This is a genomic window from Amycolatopsis sp. NPDC102389 (assembly GCF_044765885.1).
GTDB lineage: Bacteria > Actinomycetota > Actinomycetes > Mycobacteriales > Pseudonocardiaceae > Amycolatopsis.
Window position 1 is genome coordinate 94,463 of sequence record NZ_JBIWKX010000032.1, and the last position, 9,340, is coordinate 103,802.

General features: G+C 70.0%; 8 protein-coding genes and 1 pseudogene. 5 read left to right on the forward strand and 4 right to left on the reverse strand.

All coding sequences use genetic code 11. The features are described 5' to 3' along the window. Positions 1-304: 304 nt before the first annotated feature. Positions 305-1,126, forward strand: a complete 822-nt coding sequence (locus ACIRGA_RS25325; RefSeq protein WP_400945082.1) for a hypothetical protein — start codon at positions 305-307, stop codon at positions 1,124-1,126. 249 nt (positions 1,127-1,375) lie between these two features. After that, positions 1,376-2,074: a PP2C family protein-serine/threonine phosphatase gene (locus tag ACIRGA_RS25330; protein WP_400945084.1), complete on the forward strand. Its 699-nt coding sequence runs from the start codon at positions 1,376-1,378 to the stop codon at positions 2,072-2,074. Between the two features lie 9 nt (positions 2,075-2,083). Here the strand turns inward: ACIRGA_RS25330 and ACIRGA_RS25335 are convergent. The 4 genes and pseudogenes from ACIRGA_RS25335 to ACIRGA_RS25350 all read right to left on the reverse strand — a co-directional run. Next, positions 2,084-2,374 (reverse strand): annotated as a pseudogene (locus ACIRGA_RS25335) (DUF2127 domain-containing protein); the annotation flags it as partial. A gap of 35 nt (positions 2,375-2,409) precedes the next feature. Then, entirely contained in the window at positions 2,410-2,814 is a 405-nt protein-coding gene (locus ACIRGA_RS25340) for a hypothetical protein (protein ID WP_400945086.1), read from the reverse strand. Between the two features lie 39 nt (positions 2,815-2,853). Continuing rightward, entirely contained in the window at positions 2,854-4,311 is a 1,458-nt protein-coding gene (locus tag ACIRGA_RS25345) for an amidohydrolase (protein ID WP_400945088.1), read from the reverse strand. Between the two features lie 49 nt (positions 4,312-4,360). Further along, positions 4,361-4,813: a MarR family winged helix-turn-helix transcriptional regulator gene (locus ACIRGA_RS25350; protein WP_400945090.1), complete on the reverse strand. Its 453-nt coding sequence runs from the start codon at positions 4,811-4,813 to the stop codon at positions 4,361-4,363. Positions 4,814-4,956: 143 nt separating this feature from the next. Here ACIRGA_RS25350 and ACIRGA_RS25355 point away from each other — a divergent pair, with 143 nt between their 5' ends. The 3 genes from ACIRGA_RS25355 (at position 4,957) to ACIRGA_RS25365 (ending at position 9,045) form a co-directional block, all read left to right on the forward strand. After that, positions 4,957-6,138, forward strand: a complete 1,182-nt coding sequence (locus ACIRGA_RS25355; protein ID WP_400945092.1) for an MFS transporter — start codon at positions 4,957-4,959, stop codon at positions 6,136-6,138. Between the two features lie 28 nt (positions 6,139-6,166). Continuing rightward, complete coding sequence (locus ACIRGA_RS25360; RefSeq protein ID WP_400945094.1) at positions 6,167-7,000, forward strand: aldo/keto reductase; 834 nt, start codon at positions 6,167-6,169, stop codon at positions 6,998-7,000. Between the two features lie 161 nt (positions 7,001-7,161). Next, positions 7,162-9,045: a M48 family metalloprotease gene (locus ACIRGA_RS25365; protein WP_400945096.1), complete on the forward strand. Its 1,884-nt coding sequence runs from the start codon at positions 7,162-7,164 to the stop codon at positions 9,043-9,045. Positions 9,046-9,340: the final 295 nt, after the last annotated feature.

Genomic DNA, 9,340 nt, shown 5'->3' on the forward strand with positions numbered 1-9,340 from the left:
TTCCCCCTCTCCTTTATTTGTGCTTTTGTACCCCGTGGGGGGGGGGGGGGGGGGGGGGGGTGGGGGGGGGGGTTGGCGGCCCCCCCCCCCCCCCCCCCCCCACGACTCCCTCGCGGAACCGTGCAGACTGCCCAAACCGGACACTTGCAACCCGAAGAGTGTCCCTTGTGGACATTGACCGCGCGGTCGGCCCTCGTCAGTCAGCGCGGACCCAGGCCGCAAAGGGTGTGCGGCACGCCATATTTGACTTACCCCTCAATAAATCCGTCGACAAACCTTGGGGCGCACGGGAATCCTGGACGGCGTGAATCGGCCGTACCGCTGGGATCTCGTGCGCCCCGACCAGCTCGGGACGCTACTGGAGCGCGCCGAAGAACCGTCGCTGTGGTTTCTGGACGAACTGATCGAATGCGCGGCGAAGGTGATCGCCCGCGCCGGTGACGCGGACCTCTACTTCGTCGGGCGCTCCGCGGACAGCGTGCACGATCTGCTGAGCGGAACCCCCTGGCGGGACCGGATCCACCAGTTGCCGCTGTCGTTCGCGGGGACCTGGTCCGGGCTGGCGAAGTCCGATGTGGACACTCTTCGCGGCTACCTCGCTTCGGCGGGCCTGAGCCCGCACGACCTGGCCCGCGGGCGGCCGAAGGTGTTCGTCGACCTCGTCTACACAGGACAGACGTTCACCGAACTCTACGGGCTGCTGCGGAAGTGGATCGACGACGAACACGAGGCCTGGAGCATCATCCGCGGGCGGCTCCGGTTCCTCGGGATCACCATCCGCGAGGACACCACCCCGTCGGCGTTCCGCTGGCAGCAGCATTTCGGCTGGCCTGCCGACCTGCCCGCGAACGGCGTCCGGAACATCTCGCTCGACGAGCCGGTCTGGCTCTACTTCGGCAACACGCAGCCCAAGCTCACGGCGTCGTTCCCGCGGCCGCGCTGGTCGGACGAGAACGGCCGCGCACCGGAGCATTCGGAAAAGCGGCTGCGCGGGCTCGCCGAGGCGGTCGCGATCGTCGAGGCGGGCCGGTCGAAGGCGGGGCGGGACCTGCTGGTGCGGCACCTGCGGAAGGAACCGGCGATGGCGGAGAGCTGGCTGCGGACGTTGATCACGCGACTGCGCTGACCGGCCTCGGCACGTCCGGCCAGGCACTGCGCCGCACTCGCGTGATCAGAGGCGTAGCTCGGGTGTTTGGACACGTATCTCGCGTGTTTGGAGGCGTATCTCGCGAGTTGCGCCTCTGATCACGCGAGTTACGTGTCTGATCACGCGAGTCACGTGACCGACAGCCGCCCGACACCGAACCCTCAGCTCAACCACAGGAACCAGGTGGACTCTGGAAGCAGGGAATCACCCAGTGGTGAGGAGAAGACGATGAGGGAGCTTCCGCACTGGCACACGGCGAGCGCGCAGGGACCGCGCGCGCACAACGCGGACGCCGTCGCGGCGTACGCGGCGGCGGGCGGGCGCGGGATCGTGTTCGCGCTGGCCGATGGAGTCGGAGATCACCCGAACGCCGCACAGGCGGCGCGGACGGCGGCGTCCGCGGCGGCCAGGACACCGGTCGAGCAGGGCGCCACCGGGGCTGTTCTCGCTGCTCAGCGGGCTGTGCTCGAACTCGGCGGGGCCGGTGACTGCGTGCTCGTCGTGGCCGTCCAAACGGGCGAAGGGTATGGCATCGCGTGGGTCGGCGACGCGCGGGCGTACGCTTGGGATGGTTACACCGTGCGGCAGGTGACGAAGGACCATACGCTCGCGCAGTACTTCCGCGACCACGACCAACCCGTGACACCGCGGATGGAACACGTCGTCACCACCAGCGTCCGCACGGCCGGTGCGCACGAGATCGGCACGGCCGCCGTCACGACCGGCGGTCTTCTGCTCACCAGCGACGGTGTGCACAAGACGCTCAGCGGTCCGACCATGCTCGACATCCTCGGGATGCCGGACAGGGCGGCCACGGAGCTGGTGCGGACGGCGATCTCGCTCGGTGGCTCCGACAACGCCACCGCGCTCGTGGTGGATCCGCCCGGCGCGGAGGTCACCACGGAAAAGTTTCGCGTCGCGGCCTGAACCGGGCGGTCAGGCCGCGACGCGATCCCTCTTCAGCTGACGGTATTCACGAAGCACCAGCGCGACGATCACGACGTCCAGGGCGGCGAAGAACGGCAGCGCGAGCGAGTGCGTGTGGATCGCGCGGAAGACCTCGTAGACCACGAACGCCGAGAGCACCACGGCGGCCACGGGGTAGGCCCGCATCACCTTCTTCGCGAGCGCCCAGACCAGGCCGAGCTTGATGAGGCCGTGCGCGACGAGGTACACGACGGCGAACGTCCGGCCCTCGGCGAAGTGGCCGGCGGCGAGTTCGAGGTGACCCTGCCCCACCGAGCCGCCGCCCGCAGCCGCCGTCACCGGAACAGGCGGTCCCGGCAGGCCGGGCACCGTTCGTGCCGGGCGGACCGGCCGGAGGGGTCCCTGCCGTAGAACGGAAAGCACGGCGCCCCGCAGACGGCGAGATAGATCCGTCCGCACCGCAGCGGCCGCTCGCCGACGTTGTGGGCCACGACCAGCGCCCGGTGGCGCTCGCCCGCCTCGGGCAGCCAGCCGTCGTCCGGCAGCTTCGCGAGCACGTCCGCGTTGACGTCGTCCGAGCGGGCGAGCAGCGCCGTGCCGAGGTCGGTCAGCCGTTCCCCGAGATCACGGAGGACGTCGGCGCGCGGCACGTCGTCCTCGACCATCCGGGTGACGAAGGTGATGTCGGTGCCCAGAGAGCCGTGGAGGTCCCGGAGCCGGTCGAGAAGGCGGTGATCCATGCCCTTCCATTAGGACGTTGCGCGCGGGCAAGGAAAGACTCAGGACGCGTAGGTGATCCGGCCGTCCATGACGGTGGCGGTGACGGGGATGTCGCGCAGTCCCGCCGGCGACAGCCGCGCCGGATCCACCGCGGTGACGACCAGATCCGCGACGTCCCCGACGGCCACGCCGGTCCGGCCGCCGGACGACGCCGCGAGGGCGGCCTCCAGCGGCAGGGCCTGCTCGGGGTGCCACGGCGGACGGTCGTCGTCGGTACGGCTGACCGCCGACGCGATCGCGTCCCACGGGTCCAGCGGCGCGACCGGCGCGTCCGAGCCGAATTCCAGGGTCACCCCGGAGCGGTGCAGGGCGCCGTACGGGAACGCCCGATCGGTCCAGCCGTGCCAGTGCCGGTCGGCGACGTCGCGGTCGTCCGGCTGATGGGCGGGCTGCACACTCGCCACGACACCCAGCTCGGCGAACCGGGCGACGTCCTCGGCGCGCAACAGCTGCGCGTGCTCGATACGGCCCGCGCAACCGACGTTCGCGAAGGCGTCGAGCGCGATCTTGTTGGCATGGTCGCCGATCGCGTGCACCGCGGGCGAAAGGCCGTGTCCGGCGGCCTTGCGCATCAACGATTCCAGCTCCTCGGGCGGCAGTTCGAGCAGCCCGTGCGATTCGGTTCCGGCGTAGTGGCCCACGCAGTACGCGGTGCGCGTGTTCAGCGAACCGTCGACGAACAGCTTGTACGGGCCCACCGTGAGCAGCCCGCCGCTGCCCTCCAGGACGTCGCCGGAGTGGTGGCCGCGTTCGACCGCGGTATCGAGCAGGTACCTCGCGATCACGCAGGAAACCCGGACCGGCAAGGGTTTCCGCGCCAGCCGTCGCCGCCAGTCGGTGACGGTGTCGGTGTATTCGTAGTCGACGATCTTGGTGACGCCGCGGGCGGCCGCCGCGTCGAGGGCGTCGGCGACCCAGCCGTCGATGACGTCGTCGGGGGCGACCGGGAGTTCGGCCGTCGCGCGCATGCAGTCGTTTTCCAGCAGCACGCCGGTCGGGTGCTCGCGGCCGATGAGCTTCAGCGCGGCGGGGCTGAGCCACAGCGTGTGGAGGTCGGCGCTGAAGAGGGCGACCGGATGCCCAGGCAGCGCCTTCTGCAGCAGATCCTTGTGTGGGGCGTCGGGCCAGAGGCCGTCGCGGAACCCGGCGCCGAGCACGAGTTCGCCGGGTGGCGCGGGATTCGCCAGCAGATGGGCGAGGACGAGCTCGACCGCGTGCGCCGCGGAGGTCGCCTCGCCCAGCGGGATCCGGCGGCGCGCGGCCGACCACTGCGCGGTGTGCACATGCGCGTCGACCAGGCCGGGCAGCAGGGTGCCGCCGTGCCCGTCGAGGATCTCCGACGCCTCACCCGCCTGCCCCGGCCCCGCGATGGCCGCGATCCGGCCGCCCTCGATCCGCACGTCCGACAGGGAACCCGCCAAGCCGACCCGGACCCGGCGCAACAGAAGATCGTCCACGCCCTCACCTTGCCAGCCCCACCGCGTTTAGTCCTCTGGATGCGGTCGTTCAGGAGCGGGCGAAGGTGAGCTTTCCGAGCGCGGCGACCAACGGCGCGAGTTCGGGGAGTTCCTCGGCGGCGGCGAGCGCCTCGGTGAGGACGGTGTCGTGCGTCGGCCGCGCGGCCGCGAGCAGTTCCTGCCCGGCGGGTGTGACCTCCGTGTAGATCCCCCGCCGGTCGTCCGGGCACAGGTAGCGCTGCAGCAACCCGCGGTCCTCCAGCCGCGACACCAGCCGCGTCGTCGCCGACTGGCTGAGCACGACGGCGTTCGACAGCTGGTTCATCCGCAGGTGGAAACCGTCCTGACGGGCGAGCACGTCCAGCACGGTGTACTCGCTCACGGACAGGGAGTGCTTCTGCGCCAGCGCGCGCTCCAACGCGTCCTCGATCCGCGCGTGGAGCGCGGCGAGGGTCCGCCAGCCCTGCGCGCGTGTCTCCACGGCGTCGTCGGCCAGTGACACGGTTCACCTCTTCCCCGGTTGCCCGAGCTTCGTTGCGTCCTGCATCATCAAGCGTGTGCAATATACGGCGCGTGCAACTATCTCGGACGCCTGTAGTTGCCAACGCCAGACAACACCACTCTACGGGAAGAAGTGAGCCTTCAATGCCTGCCGCTCTGCTCGCACTGGCGATCAGTGCCTTCGGTATCGGCACCACCGAGTTCGTGATCATGGGCCTGCTGCCCGAGGTCGCGGGCGACTTCGGGGTTTCGATCCCCTCCGCCGGGCTGCTGATCTCCGGATACGCGCTCGGCGTCGTCGTCGGCGCCCCGCTGCTGACCGCGCTCGCGTCGCGGGTGCCGCGCAAGACGGTCCTGGTCGGCCTGATGGTCCTGTTCATCGCCGGCAACGTCGTTTCGGCACTGGCCTCCACCTACGGCCTGCTGATGACCGGCCGCGTGGTCGCCGCGCTCTCCCACGGCGCGTTCTTCGGCGTCGGCGCGGTCGTCGCCGCCTCGCTGGTCGCGCCGACCAAACAGGCGGGCGCCATCGCGATGATGTTCACCGGCCTGACCGTCGCCAACGTCCTCGGCGTACCCGCGGGGACCGCGCTCGGCCAGGCGCTGGGCTGGCGCTCGACGTTCTGGGCGGTCAGCGTGCTCGGCGGGATCGGCCTGATCGGGATCCTCGCGCTGGTCCCCGCGCAGGCGACGACGAAGAGCGCCGGGTTGCGCAGCGAACTGGCCGTGTTCCGGCGTTCGCAGGTGTGGCTCGCGCTGGCGATGACCGCGCTGGGCTTCGCCGGCGTTTTCGCGTCCTTCACCTACATCGCCCCGATGATGACCGAGGTCGCCGGCTTCTCCCCCGGCGCGGTGACCTGGCTGCTGGTGCTGTTCGGCGGCGGCCTGTTCGTCGGCAACCTGCTCGGCGGCAAGGCGGCCGACCGGTCGCTGATGCCCAGCCTGTACGTCATCCTCGCCGTGCTCGCGGCCGTCCTGATCGTGTTCGTCTTCACCGCGCACGCCCAGCTTCCCGCCGCGATCACCATCGCGGTCTTCGGCGCCGCCGGTTTCGCGACCGTCGCGCCACTGCAGGCCCGTGTCATGAACAAGGCCGAAGGCGCGCCCGCGCTGGCTTCGGCCGCCAACATCGCCGCGTTCAACCTCGGCAACGCCGGGGGCGCGTGGCTCGGCGGCAAGGCCATCGACGCGGGTCTCGGCTACACCGCGCCCAACTGGATCGGCGCCGCGCTCGCGCTCGCCGGACTGCTGGTCGCGGTCATCTCGGGCATGCTCGACCACGGGCGGCGAAAGGCTCGTCGCGCCGAACTGGCCCCCGCCGCCTGAACCGGAAAACACCCAGAAAGGAACGCAAGTGACCGACATTCCCACCGTCAAGCTCACCAACGGGGTGGAGATGCCGCAGCTCGGGTTCGGCGTCTTCCAGGTGCCGGACGAGGAGACCACCGCCGCGGTCAAGGCCGCGCTGGACGCGGGCTATCGCAGCATCGACACCGCCGCCATCTACGGCAACGAAGCGGGCGTCGGCAAGGCACTCGCCGAGTCCGGGATCACCCGCGACGAGCTGTTCATCACCACCAAGCTGTGGAACAGCGAACAGGGCTACGACTCCACGCTGAAAGCGTTCGACGCCAGCATGGCCAAGCTGGGCCTGGAGCGGCTGGACCTGTATCTCATCCACTGGCCGACTCCCGAGCGCGACCGCTACCTCGATACGTGGAAAGCCTTCGAGAAGCTCTACGCCGACGGCCGGGTGCGCGCGATCGGCGTGTCCAACTTCCAGCCCGCCCACCTCGAACGGCTTCTCGACGCCGGTTCGGTGACCCCGGCGGTCAACCAGGTCGAGGTGCACCCGTACCTGCAGCAGGCCGCGGTGCGTGAGTTCGACGCGAAGCACGGGATCGCGACCGAGGCGTGGAGCCCGCTGGCCAAGGGCGGCGACCTGCTCAGCGAAGGTGCGATCACCGCGCTGGCTTCGAAACACGGCCGCACGCCGGCGCAGATCGTGCTGCGATGGCACCTGCAGCTGGGCAACATCGTGATCCCGAAATCCGTGACGCCGTCGCGGATCAAGGAGAACCTGGACGTCTTCGGGTTCACGCTGTCGGAGGACGACATCGCTTCGCTGTCCGTGCTGGACCGGGGTGAGCGGACCGGGCCGGATCCCGACACCTTCAACGTCGCCTGAGCCGTGAAGGCCTCCTTGAGGGACTCTGGGTCCCTCAAGGAGGCCTTCACGGACAAGCGCAGGTAGCGGGCGTAGCGCTTTGTTCTCGCACGAGCCCGCTGCGTAGCCGGTTACTATTCGGCCGCACAGACGGCACTTGTGCGAAAAGAGGTAACCGGACGATGCAGGCCCGAGGACGCGCCGTCCTCGCGACACTTCTGCTCGTGGCGTTCCCAGTGGTGGTCGTCGCGGTGGGTGTCGCCAGTGTGCTGGCGGGCCTGCGGATCCAGGGCAAGATCGGCACCTACGTCATGCTCGGCGGGCTCGCGATCATGGTCGCGCTCGGCTTCGGGCTGGTGAGCGCGCTGCGGGCGCGGCGACCCCCGATCGAGGGGCCGCGGCTCGACCGCGACGCCCATCCCGCGTTGTGGGAGATGATCGACGACCTCGCCGCCCAGGTGAAGACGCGGCCACCGGACGAGATCGTGCTGATCGGCGAGATCAACGCGGCGGTCAGCGAGGACGCCCGGTTCCTCGGACTGCGGCCGGGCCGCCGCACGATGCTGATCGGGCTGCCGCTGCTGGCGGCATTGAGCGTGAGCGAGCTGCGTTCGGTCCTCGCGCACGAACTCGGCCACTACAGCGGCGGCCACACCCGCCTGCTCGCGCTGACCTACCGCGGCACCCAGACCCTCGCCTTCACCGTCGACCGGCTGGACGGCGGCCCCGCCAGGGCCTTGCTGTCGGCCTATTCGAAGCTGTACCTGCTGGTCGCGCGGTCGGCGAACCGGCGGCAGGAACTGCAAGCCGACGAGGCGTCCGTGCTCGCCGCGGGCAGCCGCACGGCGGCAGCGGCGCTGAGGAAGGCCGCGACGCTGAGCCCGCTGTGGAAGGACTACGCCGAGCGCTACCTCTCGCTCGGGGCATCGGCGCGGCGCACTCCCCCGGTCCTGCTGGGGTTCCGGTCGTACCTCAACCATCCCGTCCAGCGGGACTGGGTCGCCGAGTACGCCGAAGACATCCTCGACGGCGAAGAGCTGTCGAAGTACGACAGTCACCCGCCCACGAAACGGCGTATCGCCGCGCTGGCCGGTGTCCCGGACAACCCGGTGAAGCCGGACGCGCGACCGGGCTGGTCGTTGCTGGGCGCGCCGAAGGTCGACGTGCCCGAGGCGGAGCTGGACGTGCTCATCCGCGACGTCGGGCCGCGCGCGGACTGGGACGAGGTCGTCAAACGCGCGGGCCGCGCGTCGGTGGCGGAGGGCGCGAGGCTGCTGACCTCGGCCGGGATCGAGAGCAGGCTGGCACCGCGCGGCACGATCGGCGAAGTCGTGCGAGTGCTGCGTGACGGCGACGCCGACGCGCTCGCGAAACCCCTGCGGGCCCCGTCCCGTGAAGAGGGCCTGGACCTGCTGACCGAGCTGTTCGCCGACACCGTCACCGCCGCGATGATCGACAACGGTGTCGCCGCGCACCGCCTGAACTGGGGCGGCGGCTGGGAACTGTGCCTCGGCGACGGCGAGCCGTTCGACGTCGCCGAACTGGTCGGCGCGGCGGTGCGGAGCCCGCGCGCGGTCGACGAACTGGTCCACAACCTGCAACTGCTGAGCGTGCCCGCCGGATACTTCTGCAAACAGGAGCCCCAGCCGGAACCGGATCCGGCCGAAGCCCGCATGCTCGGGATGTTCACCGCGCTGAAGGCCAAGCGGAAGCTCTACGACCTGATCGTCTGCGACACCGAAGTGGTGCTGCTGCCGATGGCGCGATCGGTGCTGATCCGCCGCGGCCTCGCCGGCCTGATCGGGGCGCGCGGGGTGTCGGACCGCAAGCGGATCCGGAAGCTGCGCGAGCGCGGCCTCGACGATCTGCGTGCCGAACCGGGCGCCCGGCGGATCCCGTTCTCGGACATCGTCGCGGGCGGTTTCCCGCGCCGGAAGCTCACCTCGTACCTGACGATGGAACTCTCCGACGGCGAGACGCTGGAACTGGCGCTCACCGGCAACACCGAGGACTTCGGCACCGCCCACGACGAACTGGCGGCGTTCTTCGGATCACTGAAAGCCTGACAGTCCCTAAGGCTCGCGGCCGTTCCCGACGTCGCGAAAGCCACTTTCGCGACGTCTGATGACCCGAAAGTGGCTTTCGCGACCCGGCGAAGAGAGTCGGCTGTGCCCCGAGTGTCCACAAGGGACACTTACCCCGACTAAATGTCCGGCTTATGGCTAATGTGCCGTTTTCGCTGGGGGTGGGGGGGGGGGGGTGGGGGGTTTAAACCCAAAAACCCAAAAAAAACCCAAGGCGCCCCCCCCCCCCGCCGGGGGGAGGCCCGGGGTGTATTTAAAGCCCCCCAGATTCTGCAAG